Source organism: Paraburkholderia aromaticivorans (assembly GCF_002278075.1).
Taxonomy (GTDB): domain Bacteria; phylum Pseudomonadota; class Gammaproteobacteria; order Burkholderiales; family Burkholderiaceae; genus Paraburkholderia; species Paraburkholderia aromaticivorans.
On the sequence record NZ_CP022989.1, the window covers coordinates 2330260 to 2346951 of the forward strand.

Below are 16692 nucleotides of genomic sequence, written 5' to 3' on the forward strand. Positions count from 1 at the left end.
CGCTGAGGACCGAATCGGCAACGCAGATGAATAGCGCAGACGAAGCACCGGCGCGGGCACGCCGGCACCTCTGACCCGCGCAAACTGTTCGCGCGGAGAGCGCGGGCTGAAGTCATGCTAGGGCGAGCGGTGCGCCCGATATGTGTGCATTTGTTTCAAGCCGTAACGGGCTGCCGCGATGCGAAACGAGCGGCGATTGCGCCCGCTGTCCCGCCCGGTCCCGCCGCGATTACCTTGGCCGCCTGAGCCGCCTGAGCCGCCTGAGCCACCTGAGCCACCTGAGCCACCTGAGCCACCTGAGCCACCTGAGCCACCTGAGCCACCTGAGCCACCTGAGCCACCTGAGCCACCTAAGCCACCTAAGCCGTCGCAGCCGCCATGCCGCGCAGGACGCCCGGCACATAGCGGCCGAGCGTCAGACCACGCAGCGCCATGAAAATCAGCATCGCGGCCCACAAGCCGTGATTGCCGTACAGCGCCAGCAAAGCCCACGAAGCCGCCACGAACAGTGCGAACGACGCCACCATCGACGTCATCAGCTCGCGCGTGCGGGTCGCGCCGATGAACACGCCGTCGAGCAGAAAGCCCCACACCGACACCACCGGCGAGAGTGCCGCCCACGGCAGATACATCTCGGCGGTAGCGCGCACGGCGGCCTGGTCGGTCAGACGTTGGACGATCCACGAGCCTGCGCCCCAATACACCAGCGAGAACCCCAGCGCGCCGAATGTGGACCACAGCGCCGTCACCTTGACCGCCTGCGTGAGCGCATGCCGGTCGCGCGCGCCGATCGCCGCGCCGACCAGCGCTTCGGCGGCGTGCGCGAAGCCGTCGAGCCCGTAGGCCATGAAGGTCTGAAAATTGAGCAGCAGCGCATTCGCGGCGAGGGTGGCGTCGCCTTGCCTCGCGCCCAGGTGCGCAAACCAGCCGAACGACGACAGCAGGCACAAGGTGCGAACGAAGATGTCGCGATTGAGCACCACCAGCCGCTTGATGGCGGCCGCGTCGAACAGTGCGGCGCGGTTCAGCGCGGGCAAGCCACGCGGCCTGCCGTGCCATAAGAGCGCGGCGCCGAGCACGAAGCCGAGTGCGTCGGCGGTGGCCGTGGCCGCGCCGATGCCGGCGACGCCCCAATCGAACACGTACACGTACAGCAGGACGGCCGCAATGTTCACGCTGTTGATGAACACCTGCGAGAGCAACGCGAGCCGCACCTGCTGCGTGCCGAGCAGCCAGCCGAGCACCACGTAATTGCCGAGCGCGAGCGGCGCGGCCCAGATGCGCGCGTGACAATAGAGCCGTGCATTCGTTTGCACCGCTTCGCTGCCGCCTATCACGCCCAGCGCGTAATCGATCAACGGCACTTGCAGCGCCAGCACCGTGGCGCCGATCGCCGCTGCCAGCAGCAGCGCGCGTACGACGTTGTCGCGCAACCCGGCGTGGTCGTTCGCGCCATGCGACTGCGCGACCAGACCCGTGGTGCCCATGCGCAGGAAGCCGAAGCCCCAGAACACGAAGTTGAAAAAGAGCCCGCCGAGCGCCACGCCCCCCAGATACGACGCGCCGTCCAGATGGCCGGCGACGGCGGTGTCGACCGCGCCGAGAATCGGCTGCGTGAGATTGGCGAGGACGACGGGAAACGCCAGCGCGAGCACCCGGCGGTGCCAGTGCACGGGAACGGCGGGCGCCGCTGCCGACGGGTCCGCGTCGGGCGCGGCGTCGCTCAACTGCGTTCCTGCACGCACACCCAGGGCGAGACGACGACTGCCCACAGGTCGGGGTCGCGCGCGGCGAAGTCGGCGGCCGTTTCCGCCTGCACGCGCTCGACGAAGCCCGCGGATAGCCATTGCGCGACCTGCGTGGTGTCGTCGCCGGCAATGGCCTCGGCAACGCTCACCAGGTCGAGGTCGCGCGCCACGCGCAGCAGCATGCCGCGCGCAAAGAAGCGTTCGAGTTCGGGCCAGCCGATCCGGGCGGTTTCGGCAAGCAGCTTCGCGTACAGCGGACTATGGGTGGCGTCGTTGGAAGTCATCGTAAGCGGGATTTGGCGGGGTCGTTACTATAAACCATCGGCGCGGGCCGCCAGCGGGGCTCGCGTTCCGGTAGGCTATCCGTCTTTCGAAATCGATTCTAACCTTCATGTCACTGGATTCAACGGCGCCGGCAGCGGGCGCGCCCCCGCACATCGTGTCCGACGCGACGCTCACGCGTGCCGAAGTCGAGCAACTCATCGCGGCGAACGTCGCCGGCCATAAGGCGCCGCTTCATTTCACCGGCTGCGACTTCGAAGGTGTGGACCTGTCGCGACTCGATTTGCGCGGCGCCGAGTTTCATCGCTGCACGATCGCCGAGACCTCGTTTTTCGGCGCGACGCTTTCGCATACCCGCTGGGTCCGTTGCCGCGGCCGCGAAGCGGATTTCGCGTCAGCCGATCTGGTCGACGCGCAGTTTCAGTCGAGCGACCTGAACAACAGCGGTTGGCGGCGCGCCAAGCTCGCGTCGGCGTCGTTTCATAGCTGCAAGCTGACCGGCGCCAATTTCGAGGCGTGCACGGCGCTGGGCCTGAACTTCGTCGAAACGCTGCTGGTCGGCGCGCACTTGCGCGGCCTGTCGTTTCGCAAAGCCACCCTGCAGCAGCTGGATTTTTCCGACGCCGATCTCGCCGGGGTCGATTTCCGCGATGCGGTCTTCGACGGCGGCAGCCTGAAGGACGCGCATCTGAAAGGCGCGCGCTTCGACGGCGCGGACCTGCGCGAAGCCGACCTGAGCGGCGTGCGGCTCGTCGATGCGGCGCTCTTCAAGGGCGCGACGATCTCGCATGCGCAGGCGGCCGTGCTCGTCACCGAATTGGGTTTGCGCGTCATGTAGACACGGTTTTTTAGGCGGCCGATTTTAGCCAATCGGCCAGCTTGAACGATCTGATGCCAGTACTGATGATTCGATTTGTCGAATCATTAAATACGGGTGGATTTTTAGAATCACCATTTGTCGGTGGATTTACTGTTTTGTGTATTTTCGCCATTCGCGAATTTGTTGTGACGAACTCGGCGGGTTTATTGAATCCCCTCAAGGCAAGGTCCATTCGGTTAATTGCTGCAAAGGGTGCGTTGGCGCACTAAAGCTACGCAAGACGCAAAGCGTCCGAAACATGCTGGATGGGTTAGCCGAAATCGGCCAGACGCCTTTCCTCAGGCTTTTCCCGGCGCTTTCAACGATGTTCGGGCGCCGCGCGCGCTGCCGGGGCAGGCACGGGTTTTGAATCGTGGCATTACCGGCGTTTCAGCTGAAATGCTCGGCGTATTGAGCCTGTTTATTTCCGACTTCTTTAGTTCACATGGCGCGGACTCGGTACGCCGCGTCACATTGCATGCGCAATTAATATATTGCGCTTGTAAAAGCGGGTTGTTAGATTTCGTTCTGGCGCATGGTGAACCGGTCCTTTGCCGATATGCGCCGAACCCCCGTTAGCCCGGCCTCGTGCCGGGCTTTTTTTTCGTCGGACTCAGGCCCGAGTCACCGCGAATTCATATGTGCGGCAGATCATGAAAGCTTACCTTTCCTTTCTCGAACATGACCGCGCTACTCATTTTTCTCGGCATCTGCCCGATTGCGCTCGGCCTGCTGCTCGCCTTCGCCGCGCGCATCGACCCGCGGTCGGGACGCTGGCGCCGCTAGTTCGAGCGGCCGCGCGCCTCGCGCGGCGCCGCAGTTATTGCTTGCAGCGAACCACCATCGACCGGTTTTTCACATTGGCGCCGAAAATGCCGCCGACCGTGCCACCCGAGGTTGCCCCGTTGTCGACGTCTTTCGAAACGACGTCGTAGCCATAGTTGCCGCAGACTTCGCCCGCGCGTTTGTAGCACTCGGCCCAGCTCGAACTCGCATCGCTGCCGCTGCAGTTGATTGCAAAGCCGGTGTCGCCGCTCGGCAGGTAGGTCATGGTGGTGGTGCTGGAGCAGCCGGCGAGGCTGCCGAGCGCCAACAGGCCGAGACCGATCGTCGCAGCCGTCGCGGCGGACGCAAATGCGCGCTTCATAGAAATTCCTTACAAATAACGGAAAGGGACGTGAAGTGAGGTCACGTCGTGTCCTGATTGGGCGTCTTATAGCACACCGGGTTCCCGGGGCCCGATTGCAGGGCGCGTGCCAGACATGGCTGGGCGAGGGAGACGGACACCTGTCGAGGCGAGCGCCAGAGGCGGAACAGCGCCGGCGCCAGACACGCATAGGCGGACCGCGCAGGCCGGATGGCAGCTGGCGACGGACCCGCCGGTCCGCGCTTCCGGCCGGCCGCTAGCGCGGCGGCAGCGCCCGCGACGGATCGATCGAACGACCCTGATAGCGCAGTTCGAAGTGCAGCATCACTCGGTCGGTATCAGTGTCGCCCATTTCGGCGATTTTCTCGCCGCGCGCGACCGATTGGCCCTCCTTCACCAGCAGCAGGCGGTTGTGCGCGTAGGCGGTCAAATACTCGGCGTTGTGTTTGAGAATCAACAGGTTGCCGTAGCCGCGCAGGCCGTTGCCCGCGTAGACGACCGTACCAGGCGCCGCAGCGACGACGGGCGTGCCCGCTGCCGCCGAAATATCGATGCCTTTCGAATTGGCGCCGTCGAAACGGCGGATGACCGTGCCGTCGGCGGGCCACACCAGCGAGATCGTCGAAGCCGGCGCCGCCGACGGCGCGCTGTCGGCGGGCGCTGGGCGCGGCGCGGGGGAAGCAGCGCTGCCGCTGCCGCCGCTGCGCACGGCGCCACTGGTCGACGCGGCGCCGCCCGGCGGCGCGACGCGCAGGACCTGGCCGACCTCGATGCTGTCCGGATTGGTCAAATTGTTCCAGCGCACGATGCTTTGTACCGATTGCCGGTTACTGCGCGCGATCTTCGACAGCGTATCGCCTTGTTCCACGCGATAGAACCCCGGCCCGACCGGCGCTGACCCGCACGCGGCGAGCAGTGCCACCAACGACGCGCACGCGAGCCGTTTCATCATTCTTCTTGTGTTGAGCATTGGACCTCGCAAAGCGCTGCCGCGCGCCGATCCCGATCACGCGGCAGGTAGATGCAAAGCGACCGATTCTAACGGTTTTGCGTTGCAGCAGACGAAAAGCGGGCAGCGCGACGGTCTCGCGCGGGGCGGCGTGCGGCGAAATGCAGCGAAATTCGTGGCGAAAGCCCGCTGCGAATCCTGCGGCGGGCCTCCGTGGCAATTCCCGCGATCAACCCAGCTTGTCGACGGAAATACGCAGCGCCGCGACCTCGGTTTGCCCCGGTTCCAGCCAGCGCAAACCCATGCCGTTGTGAATCGCGTCCGGCAGGCCGAGCCACGGCTCGACACAGTAGAAGTCCGACTCCGCCGCTTCCGTCCACGTTGTCACGGCGTACCAGGGTATCGAGCCCGGCCTTTGCAGATCGATCGTGACGACCCTGTTCAGACCCGGCGCGATGAGGCGCACCGGTTGATCCGGCGTCCCGGCGAGGCAATGGAAGCGGTCGTGAATACGCGCCTCGTCTAGCGTGTAGCGCGCTTCGCCGGGCTCGGCGGCGCTGATCGAACCGTCGTCCTGCTGATAGCGCCGTTCGGTGCGCGGCAACTCCAGCGCGGTCTCGGCGCGCTGTGTGTGCGGCAACGTGAAGTAGAAGTGGTGACCGGCGTAGTAGGGCAGGCGCGCGTCGCCGGTATTGGTGGTGGTGAAAGTGACGTCGAGCGTGCGCGCATCGGCGAGGCTGTACGCGGTCTCGAAACGGAAGCCGAACGGATAGCCGTGGCGGGTCGCCTTGCTATCGGTGAGAATCAGGCGCAGCCCGGCGCCGTGCACGTCGGCGTGGGCATCGAACGGCAGGTCGCGCGCGAAGCCGTGCATCGGCAGTTCGCGCACCGTGCCTTTGGCGTCGCGCCAGTAGCCGATCTTGCCGTCCACCCTGTGCCGGCCGAGGAACGGGAACAGCAGCGGATTGCCGCCGCGGATCCGCGCGGGCTGGCTCCAGTCGGCGTGCTCCGGCCAGTAAATGACCGCTTCGCCGTCGATCGTCCATGACATCAAACGGCCGCCGGCTTGCGGGGCGAAACGGAGCACGGACGCGTCCTGGTCGATCTCGAGAATGTCCTGTTGCGGGGAGAGGGGCATGGTCGATGGGCTGATGGGTAAGGGGTTGATGGCGGATAAAGCGGTTCCGAAGGCGGCGCGATCGCGGCTTGGAGCGACGGTGAACGACAGTGAGCGTCGGAGATTTGCCGCGCGGCGCGCCGCCAAAGCAACGATTTTGCGCTGCTTTCCGCTACGGGGAAACCCTTCTGGGGAAATTGCGGGTGTCGCGCAAGGGCCATCCTTCTGATAATTCGTTTGACTGCCGGGTAACTTCGACCACCGGGCAAGATCGGCTCAGGAGGCTGTATGGATCTCGCAATGGCAATGGGTGTGGCGTTATTCGGCATGTTCGCGGCAAGCACGGTCTACTTTTTCTACAAGCTCGAGCGCTGATTCGGGTCGCCGGATTGCCTTCGTTGCTTCCCCTTCGATAGGCGTCTTGCCGAAGACTGGTCTGCTCAGCGCACATTTCGTTGTGCCGATTGCTGGGGCCGCCATCCACGCCGCCCATTCGTTTTCTGCCGCGTAACAACGGTTTCGAGTTGTGACGCGACGCACAATATTTCCTCGAACTCCATTCAAACGCTTGGCGCTGACATTGCAGCCAGGCATAATCGGTGCGCCTTTGACGCGCCCGCAGAGCCTTAGCCGGCGCGCTAGTCCATGACATTTTCCTTACAAGGACCCGCCGCGTGAACCTGTCGTTTCTCATCTTCCTGAGCGTGCTGCAAGGCGTCACCGAACTGTTTCCGGTGAGCAGCCTCGGCCACACGTTGCTCGTGCCCGCCCTGTTCGGTATGCATATCGACAAACACGCGCCGCAATTGCTGCCGTTCCTCGTCGCACTGCATCTCGGCACGGCGTTCGCGCTGCTGTGGTATTTCCGCAAGCGCTGGTGCGCGCTGGTGCGCGGTTTCTTCGCGTCGTTCGGCGGCCGCCGTAACGACGACGCGCACATGATGTGGGCGCTCATTATCGGCACGATTCCGGCGGGTCTCGTCGGGCTGCTGCTGGAAAAGCGGCTGGAGCGGATTTTCCACGACTTGCGGATCGTGGCGATCGCGCTGATCGTCAACGGTGTGCTGCTGTGGTTCGGCGACCGCCTGCAGCGCAAGCGCGCGCATCAGGCGCCGGAGAAGCTGAGTTTCGGTCAGGCGTTTTTTGTCGGTCTCGCGCAGATCGGCGCGCTGATTCCGGGCTTCTCACGCAGCGGTCTGACGATGATCGCCGGCAATGCGGCCGGTCTGACGGCGGAGAAGGCGGCGGAGTTTTCATTTCTGCTCGGCACGCCGATTATTTTCGCGGCTGGCGTGCTCGAGTTGCCGAAGCTCTTTCATGCGCCCGGCCAGCTCGCGGACGCGTTGCTTGGTGGCGTGCTCACCGCGATCGCCGCGTATCTCAGCGTGCGTTTCCTGATGCGCTATTTCGAAGGCCGCGGACGTCTGGCTTCGTTCGGCGTGTATTGCGTGATCGCGGGTATCGTGTTCCTCGGCTGGTTCGTGCTGCATCCGCAACCGGTCTGACGACGTTCGCCCTGTTCGCAGCGTGCTGGCGGGCAGGGAGCGATCGGTTATAATCCGGGCCCGGCTCGACCTGCCGGGCCCGTTGTTTTTTTACGTGTCAGGACGTGCCAGGGCGCCTGGGCCGAGCCGAGGCAGTCAGTCCGTACGCGTGGGTGGTGTAGGTGGATTTCCTGTCTCCCTCACGGTCAGTTAGAATTTCGGTATTCCACGAACCTTGTGGCTTGCCGGGCACAGGGTCCCATGCCCGAGAGCGGGTTCTCATTGCGGGCGATGCATGCCGTGTGCGGTTGCATCGTCTCACTTCAATACGGCAGTAGCTCAGCTGGATAGAGCATCGGCCTTCTAAGCCGAGGGTGGGGGGTTCGAGTCCCTCCTGCCGTACTTCTCATGTTTGCGATTGCGCACGCCACGTGGCGTGCCGCGGCTCGCGCCGGCCTCACGCCGGCACGTGGCGAGCGTCGCGCACCGTTTCTGCCGCGTCGTGCTCAGGCTGCCGGTTTCACGTCGATCGAATCGACGCGGTTCGGATAGAACGCGAGGTGTTGCGCGATCTCCCTCACCGCCGCGTACGGCGACTCGTAAGTCCACACCGCATTGACCGTTCGCTCGCCGCCGAGGGGAATGCTGTAGTACGCGCAATCGCCTTTATACGGGCAGAAGGTTGTGTGATCGGTGCGCTCCAGCAGCGTCATCTCGACGTCGGTGCGCGGAATGTAATACACCGGCGGATACGCCGCCTCACGCAGCACCAGCGCCTTGCCCGTATCGGCGATCACTTTGCCGGCGACGGTCACGACCACGCGCGCGCTGGCCGGTTCGACCGTGATCGGATGATCGGGACCGGGCACCTTGATGGTTCTTTCAGTCATGCTGTCGAACTCCTGAATGGGTGGGCAAGCTGCAATGCGTTGCGAAGCGAGTCGAACCGAACCGAGCCGCTATCGACGAGACGATTGCGTCCTGGCTCGAAGCATACGCCGCTCGTGAAAACGCGTCGCACGCCGCGACGCAAAAAAAAGGGCAGCCGAAGCTGCCCCGTCAAAGTCTCACCGTCCGGCGGACTGTTGCTTGATGCTGAACGTCGTCCGTCTGATAGCGAACGCGTTTTGTCGTTTGCTCACGGCCGGATGTTCAACGCGGCCGTGAGATCGCCCATCGGTTTGCCGCCGTTGCTCGCCAGCGCCGCGTCGCGCGCCGCGATACCCGGCAGCGTCGGCAGCGAGAAGCGGTGCGTGATGAAACGCAGGATCGACGTGGTGTCGTACTGCGTGTGATCGACATAACCCTTCTTCGCGAACGGCGAGATGATCAGCGCCGGAATGCGCGTGCCCGGACCCCAGCGGTCGGCCTTCGGCGGCGCCACGTGATCCCAGAAACCGCCGTTTTCGTCGTATGTCACGACGACCAGCATGTTGTTCCACTGCGGGCTCTTCTGCAGATGCGAAATCACGTCGGCGATGTGCTGGTCGCCCGAGGCCACGTCGGTGTAGCCCGGGTGTTCGTTCAGGTTGCCCTGCGGCTTGTAGAACGACACTTGTGGCAGCGTGCCGCCGTCGATCGCCTTGATGAATTCCGAGCCGGCGAGGCCGCCGTCGAGCAGATGCTGCGAGCGGTTCGCGGTGCCCGGTGCGAGGTCGGCGAAATAATTGAACGGCTGGTGGTGCGGCTGGAAGTTCGGCGCAGACAGATTCGCACCGTAGATCACGTTCGACGTGCCGGTTTGCGCCGCCGACACCGCCGCGCCCCACGCACCGCTGTACCACGCCCACGACACCTTCGCGTTGTTCAGCAGATCGCCGATATGCTGCTGGGTCTGCGCCGGCAGGGTAGTGGCCACGGCCGGATCGGCGAGATTCGCGTCGCCGCCCGACGCCGCCTTGTTGCCGCTCGGCTGATACGGCGGCTGCATGGTGTTGATCGCGTAGAAGTCAGGCGTGAGGTTGCCCGAATTCACATATTTGGGCGGGCCGCTCAGCGCCGAAGCCGGCGAGTTGGCCGCGAGCTTCAGCGTCACGCCGTCGCTTTCTACCGCCGAGATCGAACCGGCCGCCGGGCTCTTGTCCGCGTTCGGATAGGTCGGCGTGCACGCGCACACGAGCCACTGGTGGTTCAGGAACGAGCCGCCGAAGGCGCCCATGAAGAAGTTGTCGGCCAGCGTGTACTGCTGTGCGATTTTCCACAGCGGCAGCTTGTCGGCATTGAGCGTGTAGTGGCCCATCACGAGACCGCCCGAATCCGCCCACGCGGCGAACTTGTCGTTCTTGCCGCCGTCGATCTGCATCTGGTTCTCGTAGAAGCGGTGATACAGGTCGCGCGTCGTGGCGCTGATCGGCGTGTTGAAGCCGTTCGGATCGTCGATCGCGAACGGGCTGTTCGGCAGATTTGCCGTCATGGCCTGCGTCACCACCGGCGTCACGCCGGTTTGCGTGAGACCGTTCCACACCTGCGGCAAGGTCGCGAGCGTCGTGCCGTTGCGGTCCACCTGGGTGGCGGAGGCCGCCGTCACGTTCTGCAGGCCGTTCGCGCCGGGGAAGTTGCCGTACAGATTGTCGAAGCTGCGGTTCTCCGCGTAAATCACCACGACCGTCTTGATCGAGGTGATGTCCGGCTGGGTGACTTCGCTGCCGCCGCACGCATACAGACTCAACGCTGCTGCGATCGCGATAGGCGTCGCGCAGATCAGTTTCTTGTTCATTTGATGTGGGTTCTCTCTCTCGCGTTGGGGACGGGCCGCGTGCACTACTTACACGGACGGCCGCCGGCGAAAGTTTCGCAAGGCAATTTGACAGAAAGATGTAATTAATTACGAATCGCTTCTTAAGTGAAAATGTCGTCGGCTGTATGTCATTTAAACGACATGCGGATGAAATACGCTCGCGGACTTCACTATCGCAAACTCACCTTTTCAAATGCGGCCAGGTCTGTCGGGGATTCGAAAAATGATGGCGGGGGTCGTCGAGGCGCGACGATGCGCCGGGCCCGTGGCGATGCGCATGCGGCTCGCGGCAGCGTTCGCGCTGACGGCCATGACCACGATTCTTGCCGCGTGTGATGCGGGGGCGCCGGCTACGACCGCCGTCGCGAGCGAAGCGGCGAGCGCGGGCGCGTCGCATTCGTCCGTGCCGGGCGCCGCGTCGGCCGTGCAGGTCGCCGCCCATGAGGCGGGCCAATCCCGCGCGCAAGTCTACGAATCCGTGCGGCAGATGACAGCGCTCGGCAAGCAACTGTTTTTCGATGCGTCGCTCTCCGGCTCGGGCAAGCTCGCTTGCGCGTCGTGCCACAGTCCGGACCATGCGTTTTCGCCGGCCAACGCGTTATCGGTACAACTGGGCGGCAGCGACATGCACCGCACCGGCATGCGCGCCGCGCCGACGCTCAAGTATCTGCAATCGGTGCCGGCGTTCGCCGAGCACTATCACGAGTCGGATGACGAAGGCGACGAAAGCGTGGACGCAGGACCCACAGGCGGCCTGACATGGGACGGCCGCGTCGACCGCGGCGGTGACCAGGCGCGCATTCCTTTGCTGTCGTCGTTCGAAATGGGCAGCACGCCGGCCAAGGTCACAGCGGCGGTGAAGGCCGCGCCGTATGCCGACGCTTTCCGCGCGGCCTTCGGCCAGCACGTTTTCGATAGCGACGACGCCACCTTCAAAGCCGTGCTGCAAGCACTCGAAACCTTCGAGCAGACGCCTGAAACCTTCTATCCGTACTCCAGCAAGTACGACGCGTATCTCGCGGGCAAGACACAGTTGACGCAAGCCGAACTTCGCGGCCTGCAACTCTTCAACGACGAAAAGAAAGGCAACTGCGCGAGCTGCCACATCAGCCAGCGCGCAAGGGACGGTGCACCACCGCAGTTCAGTGACTTCGGTCTGATCGCGATCGGCGTGCCGCGCAATCGCGCGCTGCCCGTGAATCGCGATCCGCATTTCTACGACCTCGGCGCGTGCGGCCCGGAGCGCACGGATCTGAAGGGACGCGCCGAGTTCTGCGGCATTTTCCGCACACCGACGCTGCGCAACGTGGCGTTGAAGAAGAGCTTCTTCCACAACGGCATCTACCACTCGCTCGAGCAGGTGGTGCGTTTTTATGCGCAGCGCGACACGAACCCCGAAAAGTTCTATCCGGTGTCGAAAGGCAAAGTGCAGAAGTTCGACGATCTGCCGCAGCAGTATTGGGCCAATCTGAATACCGAGGCGCCGTTCGACCGCAAGCCGGGCGACAAGCCGGCACTCGACGAGGCTGAGATCAAGGACGTGGTCGCCTTCTTGAATACGCTGACGGACGGCTACAACGCGGGTGGCGGGGCGGTCAATTCAGTGGCCGCGAAATGAAGCCCGCGAATTGAGGTCCGCGAAAAGAGGTCCGCGAAAAGAGGCCGCGAAAAGAGGCCGCGAAAAGAGGTCCGCGAAAAGAGGCAAGAGGCGAATCTCGGCGACGCGACGGTTGCTAGTGCCGGCGGAGTTAGCCGTGCAGGCCAAATTAGTCGCCCACGCTCGCCAGCATGTAATAGCAGCCGGCGAGCAGCCACGCGAACGACACGAGCAGGCAGGCGATGCCGGCGCGCGTCAGCAGATTCGGCCAGCGAGCGCGAGGCAACGCATCCATCCGCACGATCGGCCGTGCAAGTCCCGGATCGCGGCGAAAAGCAACCGGCACGAGCGCGACGCAAAGCAGCGCCAGCGCGGCAGCGAAGATTTCCAGGGTGGATAGCATGTGCATGGCTCGATGTGTGGCGCGTAGCTTGATCGCCGCGAAAGTGCAGGAGGCCATGTTACGAAAGCGTCTTACCATTCGAAATGGGACGCGTCCTAAAATTGCCGATGCGCGCCATATGCGCGAGCGCGAGATTCGCCGAGAAATGCGCGCCGCATACGCGGCGCACGGACGTTTGCCCCAGCGCACAGCTCAGCCGTTTCGCGAGCTCACATCGAGAGCGACATGCTATGCTTTTGGGGTCCAGATCACGAGATGCCCTGAGCGCGCTCGAGACCGTCCGAACACTTTCGAGGAGAACCCTTCATGTCGATGCGAACCCGTGTCCTGTGTCATCTGACCGCCGGCAGCCTGCTGCTGGGTGGCGCGATCGGCGCGCAAGCAGCGAACCTCGGTTTTCTGAACGACACACCGCTCAGTTACATGAAGCAACGCGACATCGACTCGGTCAAGCAGGCGGTCCTCTCCGCACTGAACGACAAACAGGACGGCGAAACCGCGAACTGGGTCAACGAAGGCACCGGCAACAGCGTGAAGATCGACGCCGCAATCACGTTGGCCAGCACGGCCAAAGACGGCGCGCGCACCTGCCGCGACGTCGGCGTCGTGCTGAGTGCCAAGGGGCAATCCATGAACCTGCGCCCGCAATTCTGCAAGCAGGGTAGCGGCGCGTGGCAATTGCAGAAAAAGCGTTGACCATGCGGGCCGTCATGGCTGCGCGCGTGCGCTTGCTGACGGAGCGGCTCGAAGCCCTGCGTGCGTGGCGCTGCTCGTGTTTGCGTTTGCGTGAAGCGGAGCCGCGGTGAGCGCCCGGGTTGTCTCGTGCGGCGTCGTGCTGCTTGATCCGGACGGCCGCGTGCTGCTCGCGCACGCCACGGAGACATCACACTGGGATATTCCGAAAGGGCACGGCGAAGAAGGCGAGGCGCCACACGCCACGGCGCTGCGCGAGATGGTCGAGGAGACCGGGATCGCCATCGATCCCGCGCGTCTGAAAGACCTTGGCCTGTTCGTTTACCGGCGCGACAAGGACCTGCATCTGTTCGGCGCGCGCGCCACCGCCGACGAACTCGATCTGAGCGTGTGCACCTGCACGTCGCTGTTTCCGCGCCGCTCCGACGGCACGCTGATTCCGGAAATGGACGCCTACCGCTGGACCGCGCCGGACGAGGTCGACCAATATGCGAGCCGCAGTCTCACGCGGCTCTTTCAGACCACGCTGTCGCTCGCGGAACTGCACCGGTCGCTATAGTGGCGCGGGCGGCGAGTGCGCAGGTCGCCTGAGGTTCAGTCGAGCGCGCGGTCGTTGGGATGCGCGAACAGCGCGCGGTTCTGCTCCGACAGCGGAAAATTCAGATTGATGCCGTGCGGCGGAATGGGCTGCGTGAACCACTGCTTGTACAGACGCTCCGCTTCACCGGAGATCTGGCCGCGCGTGATCACCCCGTTCACGAGACTGCGTAGCGGCTCGTCGCCCTTGCGGAACATGCACGCGTAGACTTCGTAACCGAGCGGCGTGCCCGTCACCACGAAGTCGTCCGGACGCGGGTCGGTCGCTTTGAAGCCGTACACGATCGGCTCGTCCATCACGAAGGCCACGGCCCGATCATCCTTGAGTGCGCCAAACGCTTCGGCATGATCCCGGGCACTGGTGATGCGCATGTTCAGATGCTTGTCGGTGTTCAGGCGGCGCAGCAGACGTTCATCCGAGGTGCCCGCGGTCGTCACGACCGCCCTGCCGGCCAGGTCCGGAAAATCCGTAATGCCGCTGTTTTTGCGCACGATCATGCGCACGGCGTACTGGAAGAAACTGTTGGAGAACGCGGCCACATTTTCGCGCTCCACCGTGTGCGTGGTCGAGCCGCATTCCAGATCGATCTGGTTGTTGAGCAGCATCGGCGTACGGTTCGACGAGGTGACGGTGACTTCGCGCACCTTCAGTTGCGGCATGCCGAGCGTTTTCTTGATCTCGTCGACGATCTGCAGCGCGATCGTCTGCGAGTAGCCGACCGTGTCTTTGCCGTCGAAGTAAGAGAAGGGGATCGACGCTTCACGCACCCCGAGCACGACCGCGCCGTCGTCGTGAATTTTCTTTAGCGTGCCGGTCAGCTCTTCCGCGTGAGCGGAGCAGGCGAGCGACGCCGCACCGAAGGTGGCCAGCGCCATGAGCGCGCGATGCGCGCTCCGCAAGCCGCCGCGCGCGGTACGCGCCATGTTGCCGTTGCTGCTTCTGGCTGCGGGCCGTGCCGCGGCCTGCCTCGTGTCCTGCACTGCGTTTCGGATACTCGCCCCGTGGCGGGCTGCAACTTTCATCGGACCTCCGGGACTGGCGCCGGCACCCACCGCGCCGTCACTGTCGATGGAACATGAGGCAACAAAACGGCGTGCATCCTTCCACAAGACGCACGCCGTGTTCTATGTCACTGCGTAACAGGAGCTTGCTTCCAGCTTACGCCGGCTTGCCCCAACTATCGCGCAGGCTGACGATGCGATTGAATACGGGCTTACCCGGCTTCGAATCGACGCGGTCGGCAACGAAGTAGCCGTGGCGCTCGAACTGATAGCGTTGTTCCGGCAGCGCCTCGCGCGCGCCCGGCTCCAGGTAGGCGTTGACCACGCGCTTCGAATCCGGATTCAGCGCCTCGAGGAAGTCGCGGCCGCCGGCGTCGGGTTGCGGCTCCTTGAACAGGCGGTCGTAGATACGCACTTCGGCCGGGCACGCGGCGGCGGCGCTGACCCAGTGAATGTTGCCCTTGACCTTGTAGTTGTTCGCGCCTTCGGTGCCCGACTTGCTGTCCGGGAAGTAGTTGCAGTGGACCGCGACGATATTGCCGTTCTCGTCCTTGTCCGCGCCGATGCATTCGATCACGTAGCCGTAGCGCAGACGTACCTTGTTGCCCGGGAACAGGCGGAAGTAGCCCTTCGGCGGCGTTTCGTTGTAGTCGTCGCGCTCGATCCACAGTTCGCGCGAAATCGGAAACTCGCGCACGCCCATGTCCGGATGATGCGGGTGAACCGGCGCATTGCACGGCTCGCTCACGCCTTCCGGGAAGTTGTCGATGATCAGCTTGACCGGGTCGAGGACGGCGGCCGTGCGCGGCGCCTTTTCATCGAGATCGTCGCGCAGCGCGCCCTCGAACACGCTCATGTCGATCCACGAATCGACCTTGGTGATGCCGATGCGCTCGCAGAACAACTGGATCGCCTCCGGCGTGAAACCGCGCCGGCGCACCCCGACGATGGTCGGCATACGCGGATCGTCCCAACCGTCCACATGGCCTTCGGTCACGAGTTGCAGCAGCTTGCGCTTGCTGGTGATCGCATAGGTCAGGTTCAGGCGCGAAAATTCGATTTGTTGCGGCAGCGGGCGCGTGAAAATGCCGGCCTCCGCGAGCTCGTTCAGGATCCAGTCGTACAGCGGACGATGATCTTCGAACTCGAGCGTGCACAGCGAATGCGTGATATTTTCCAGCGCGTCCGAGATGCAGTGCGTGTAGTCGTACATGGGGTACACGCACCATTTGTCGCCGGTACGGTAGTGATGTGCGAAGCGGATCCGATAGATGACCGGATCGCGCATATTGAAGTTCGGCGACGACATGTCGATCTTCGCGCGCAGCACGTGCTCGCCTTCCTTGAACTCGCCGGCCTTCATGCGGCGGAACAGGTCGAGGTTCTCCTGCACCGAACGTTCGCGAAAGGGCGAGGGCGTGCCGACTTCCGTGGCCGAACCGCGGTTCGCGCGCATTTCCTCGGCCGACTGGCTGTCCACGTAAGCCTTGCCGCGTTCGATCAGCAGTTCGGCGAATTCGTACAGCTTGTCGTAATAGTCGCTCGCGTAGTAGAGCTGTTCCTTGCCGTCTTTTTCCCACTCGAAGCCGAGCCAGCGCACGGCGTCGATGATCGAGTCGACGTATTCGACGCTTTCCTTTTCCGGGTTGGTGTCGTCAAAGCGCAGATGGCACACGCCGCCGTAGCTGCGCGCCACGCCGAAGTTCAGGCAGATGCTCTTGGCGTGACCGATATGCAGATAGCCGTTCGGCTCGGGCGGAAAGCGCGTTTCGACGCGCTGACCCCACTTGCCGGTGCGGTTGTCTTCGTCAATGATGTTGCGGATGAAATTGGATGCCGCTGGCGCGTCGTTGCGTTCGGTATTCATGCGAGAAGGTGAAAGTCTGTCGGGGGCGCGCAATGCGCCCTCTTATCCGACAATTCTACCTGACGAGCCCCGTTGCGGCTGCCGACTGCGGCATGCAGCCAACGTTTGAGCGGTTTCGAGGGGGATTCGGGGGCCGGCGCGGCGCTGTAACAGGAGGTAAATCGATTTGTCGATGCGCTCTCCGCCGACATAGGATGCGAGCGGCGCGGC

16 protein-coding genes and 1 tRNA gene are annotated in these 16692 nt (G+C 63.9%); 7 read left to right on the forward strand and 10 right to left on the reverse strand.

Going from position 1 to position 16692, the window contains the following annotated elements; translation table 11 throughout:
- Nucleotides 1–359: 359 nt before the first annotated feature.
- Both CJU94_RS10735 and CJU94_RS10740 read right to left on the reverse strand, forming a co-directional pair.
- On the reverse strand, nucleotides 360–1727 hold the full coding sequence (locus tag CJU94_RS10735; RefSeq protein ID WP_095418666.1) for an MATE family efflux transporter: 1368 nt from the start codon (nucleotides 1725–1727) through the stop codon (nucleotides 360–362).
- A complete protein-coding gene (locus CJU94_RS10740) occupies nucleotides 1724–2032 on the reverse strand; it encodes a DUF2288 domain-containing protein (RefSeq protein ID WP_095418667.1) in 309 nt (102 codons plus the stop codon). Before CJU94_RS10740 ends, CJU94_RS10735 begins: the two co-directional genes overlap by 4 nt.
- A 107-nt stretch (nucleotides 2033–2139) precedes the next feature.
- Here CJU94_RS10740 and CJU94_RS10745 point away from each other — a divergent pair, with 107 nt between their 5' ends.
- Together CJU94_RS10745 and CJU94_RS40815 are read left to right on the forward strand one after the other, a co-directional pair.
- The gene (locus CJU94_RS10745) at nucleotides 2140–2868 is read left to right on the forward strand and encodes a pentapeptide repeat-containing protein (protein WP_095418668.1); all 729 of its coding nucleotides are present in this window, start codon (nucleotides 2140–2142) and stop codon (nucleotides 2866–2868) included.
- A gap of 53 nt (nucleotides 2869–2921) precedes the next feature.
- A complete protein-coding gene (locus tag CJU94_RS40815) occupies nucleotides 2922–3119 on the forward strand; it encodes a hypothetical protein (protein ID WP_157763732.1) in 198 nt (65 codons plus the stop codon).
- 590 nt (nucleotides 3120–3709) lie between these two features.
- Here CJU94_RS40815 and CJU94_RS10750 read toward each other — a convergent pair.
- From CJU94_RS10750 to CJU94_RS10760, 3 genes are all read right to left on the reverse strand, one after another.
- Complete coding sequence (locus CJU94_RS10750) at nucleotides 3710–4036, reverse strand: hypothetical protein (RefSeq protein ID WP_095418669.1); 327 nt, start codon at nucleotides 4034–4036, stop codon at nucleotides 3710–3712.
- Nucleotides 4037–4292: 256 nt separating this feature from the next.
- Nucleotides 4293–5006, reverse strand: a complete 714-nt coding sequence (locus CJU94_RS10755; RefSeq protein ID WP_095418670.1) for a peptidoglycan DD-metalloendopeptidase family protein — start codon at nucleotides 5004–5006, stop codon at nucleotides 4293–4295.
- A gap of 208 nt (nucleotides 5007–5214) precedes the next feature.
- A complete protein-coding gene (locus tag CJU94_RS10760; protein WP_095418671.1) occupies nucleotides 5215–6123 on the reverse strand; it encodes an aldose epimerase family protein in 909 nt (302 codons plus the stop codon).
- A 653-nt stretch (nucleotides 6124–6776) separates the two neighbouring features.
- Here CJU94_RS10760 and CJU94_RS10765 point away from each other — a divergent pair.
- Nucleotides 6777–7607, forward strand: coding sequence for an undecaprenyl-diphosphate phosphatase (locus tag CJU94_RS10765; RefSeq protein ID WP_095418672.1), 831 nt, complete (start codon nucleotides 6777–6779; stop codon nucleotides 7605–7607).
- A gap of 307 nt (nucleotides 7608–7914) precedes the next feature.
- A tRNA-Arg gene (locus CJU94_RS10770) sits at nucleotides 7915–7988 on the forward strand.
- A 104-nt stretch (nucleotides 7989–8092) separates the two neighbouring features.
- Here CJU94_RS10770 and CJU94_RS10775 read toward each other — a convergent pair.
- Together CJU94_RS10775 and CJU94_RS10780 are read right to left on the reverse strand one after the other, a co-directional pair.
- A complete protein-coding gene (locus CJU94_RS10775) occupies nucleotides 8093–8476 on the reverse strand; it encodes a DUF427 domain-containing protein (protein WP_095418673.1) in 384 nt (127 codons plus the stop codon).
- A gap of 248 nt (nucleotides 8477–8724) precedes the next feature.
- On the reverse strand, nucleotides 8725–10302 hold the full coding sequence (locus CJU94_RS10780) for an acid phosphatase (protein ID WP_095418674.1): 1578 nt from the start codon (nucleotides 10300–10302) through the stop codon (nucleotides 8725–8727).
- A gap of 292 nt (nucleotides 10303–10594) precedes the next feature.
- On the opposite strand from CJU94_RS10780, the gene CJU94_RS10785 reads away from it, so the two are divergent.
- Nucleotides 10595–11941 carry a cytochrome-c peroxidase gene (locus CJU94_RS10785; protein ID WP_095420295.1) on the forward strand — a complete coding sequence of 449 codons (1347 nt, stop codon included), beginning with the start codon at nucleotides 10595–10597 and terminating at the stop codon, nucleotides 11939–11941.
- 148 nt (nucleotides 11942–12089) lie between these two features.
- Here the strand turns inward: CJU94_RS10785 and CJU94_RS10790 are convergent, their stop codons facing one another.
- On the reverse strand, nucleotides 12090–12329 hold the full coding sequence (locus CJU94_RS10790; protein WP_095420296.1) for a hypothetical protein: 240 nt from the start codon (nucleotides 12327–12329) through the stop codon (nucleotides 12090–12092).
- A gap of 300 nt (nucleotides 12330–12629) precedes the next feature.
- Between CJU94_RS10790 and CJU94_RS10795 the strand changes: the two genes are divergently transcribed.
- Nucleotides 12630–13019, forward strand: a complete 390-nt coding sequence (locus tag CJU94_RS10795) for an RT0821/Lpp0805 family surface protein (RefSeq protein ID WP_095418675.1) — start codon at nucleotides 12630–12632, stop codon at nucleotides 13017–13019.
- Nucleotides 13020–13125: 106 nt separating this feature from the next.
- A complete protein-coding gene (locus CJU94_RS10800; RefSeq protein WP_095418676.1) occupies nucleotides 13126–13575 on the forward strand; it encodes an NUDIX hydrolase in 450 nt (149 codons plus the stop codon).
- A 35-nt stretch (nucleotides 13576–13610) separates the two neighbouring features.
- On the opposite strand, the gene CJU94_RS10805 is transcribed toward CJU94_RS10800, so the two are convergent.
- Nucleotides 13611–14636, reverse strand: coding sequence for a transporter substrate-binding domain-containing protein (locus tag CJU94_RS10805; protein ID WP_095418677.1), 1026 nt, complete (start codon nucleotides 14634–14636; stop codon nucleotides 13611–13613).
- A gap of 136 nt (nucleotides 14637–14772) precedes the next feature.
- On the reverse strand, nucleotides 14773–16482 hold the full coding sequence (locus CJU94_RS10810; protein ID WP_095418678.1) for a glutamine--tRNA ligase/YqeY domain fusion protein: 1710 nt from the start codon (nucleotides 16480–16482) through the stop codon (nucleotides 14773–14775).
- Nucleotides 16483–16692: the final 210 nt, after the last annotated feature.

Bases quoted from the DNA above. Each gene is read 5' to 3' on its own strand.
- CJU94_RS10740 (WP_095418667.1), bottom strand. From the start codon at position 2,032: ATGACTTCCAACGACGCCACCCATAGTCCGCTGTACGCGAAGCTGCTT.
- CJU94_RS10745 (WP_095418668.1), top strand. From the start codon at position 2,140: ATGTCACTGGATTCAACGGCGCCGGCAGCGGGCGCGCCCCCGCACATC.
- CJU94_RS40815 (WP_157763732.1), top strand. From the start codon at position 2,922: ATGCCAGTACTGATGATTCGATTTGTCGAATCATTAAATACGGGTGGA.
- CJU94_RS10750 (WP_095418669.1), bottom strand. From the start codon at position 4,036: ATGAAGCGCGCATTTGCGTCCGCCGCGACGGCTGCGACGATCGGTCTC.
- CJU94_RS10755 (WP_095418670.1), bottom strand. From the start codon at position 5,006: ATGCTCAACACAAGAAGAATGATGAAACGGCTCGCGTGCGCGTCGTTG.
- CJU94_RS10760 (WP_095418671.1), bottom strand. From the start codon at position 6,123: ATGCCCCTCTCCCCGCAACAGGACATTCTCGAGATCGACCAGGACGCG.
- CJU94_RS10775 (WP_095418673.1), bottom strand. From the start codon at position 8,476: ATGACTGAAAGAACCATCAAGGTGCCCGGTCCCGATCATCCGATCACG.
- CJU94_RS10780 (WP_095418674.1), bottom strand. From the start codon at position 10,302: ATGAACAAGAAACTGATCTGCGCGACGCCTATCGCGATCGCAGCAGCG.
- CJU94_RS10785 (WP_095420295.1), top strand. From the start codon at position 10,595: ATGCGCATGCGGCTCGCGGCAGCGTTCGCGCTGACGGCCATGACCACG.
- CJU94_RS10790 (WP_095420296.1), bottom strand. From the start codon at position 12,329: ATGCACATGCTATCCACCCTGGAAATCTTCGCTGCCGCGCTGGCGCTG.
- CJU94_RS10795 (WP_095418675.1), top strand. From the start codon at position 12,630: ATGTCGATGCGAACCCGTGTCCTGTGTCATCTGACCGCCGGCAGCCTG.
- CJU94_RS10805 (WP_095418677.1), bottom strand. From the start codon at position 14,636: ATGAAAGTTGCAGCCCGCCACGGGGCGAGTATCCGAAACGCAGTGCAG.
- CJU94_RS10810 (WP_095418678.1), bottom strand. From the start codon at position 16,482: ATGAATACCGAACGCAACGACGCGCCAGCGGCATCCAATTTCATCCGC.